Genomic DNA, 1,068 nt, shown 5'->3' on the forward strand with positions numbered 1-1,068 from the left:
ATAAAAATGGCTAATCCTGATAAAGAAGTAATTTCTTTTGTAGGAGATGGTTCTTATTTATTAAATAATACAGATATTTATTCATCAGTTATTACAAAAAACAAATTGATAATTATAGTTTGTGATAATGGTGGGTTTGCAGTTATCAATCGACTTCAATTATTTAAAGGTGGTAAAGAATATAATAACTTATTAAAGAGCTCTAATACTCCTGGACTAGTTGATGTTGATTTTGCAAAACATGCAGAAAGTATGGGAGCTAAATCTGAACATGTTAATTCAATTTCAGATCTTGAAGCTGCATTTAAGAGAGCAAAAGCATCCGATGTAACATACGTTATTTCAATTAAAACTCATGCTTATAAATGGGTTGAGGGATCAGCTTTTTGGGATAGCCCTACACTAGAAATTCCTAAAACTAAAGAAAATGAAGAGGCTTTAAAACTTTATAAAGAGGGAAAAGGCAAACAAAGACAAGGTGTATAAACCTGTATGAACAAAGTATTTAAAGTTGGTCTCATAGGGTGTGGTCATATTTCTGAAACTTATTTTAGAGCTGAAAAATATTTTAATAATATCAAAATTGTAAAGTGTGCAGATATCAATCATAACAACGCTCTTAAGTGTGCGAAGATTTATAAAATCCAAGCTTTAAGCGTAAAAGATTTATTAAAAGATAAAGAGGTTGAAATAATTTTAAATTTAACCATTCCTAAAGCGCATTATCAAGTTGCAAAGCAAGCTTTACTAAATAATAAACATGTTTATTCAGAAAAACCATTAGCTATTAATTTTAAAGATGGAAATGATCTAATTAAAATAGCTAAAAAGAAAAAACTTTATATTGGCAATGCACCAGATACATTTTTAGGTGGCGGTATTCAGAAATCAAAAGAATTAGTTGATAAAAAAATAATTGGAAAAATAAATTTAGGTAATGCTATTTTTGCTTTTCCTGGAGTGCAATCTTATCATCCAAACCCTGAACCATGGTTTTCAAAAAAAGAGGGAGGTCCAGTAATTGACATGGGTCCTTATTATTTAACAGCTTTAGTGAATTTATTAGGA

The 1,068-nt window shown here is 29.1% G+C and carries 2 protein-coding genes; both read left to right on the forward strand.

Annotation, left to right across the window (positions count from 1 at the left end):
• The coding region (locus AMN81_RS00850; RefSeq protein WP_256998200.1) for a thiamine pyrophosphate-dependent enzyme at positions 1–486 on the forward strand (486 nt) is incomplete at its 5' end.
• A gap of 6 nt (positions 487–492) precedes the next feature.
• On the forward strand, positions 493–1,068 hold a 576-nt coding region (locus AMN81_RS00855; protein ID WP_143312050.1), incomplete at its 3' end, for a Gfo/Idh/MocA family protein.

Origin of the sequence: Candidatus Pelagibacter communis (genome assembly GCF_001179845.1) — a bacterium.
GTDB classification, from domain to species: domain Bacteria; phylum Pseudomonadota; class Alphaproteobacteria; order Pelagibacterales; family Pelagibacteraceae; genus Pelagibacter; species Pelagibacter ubique_Q.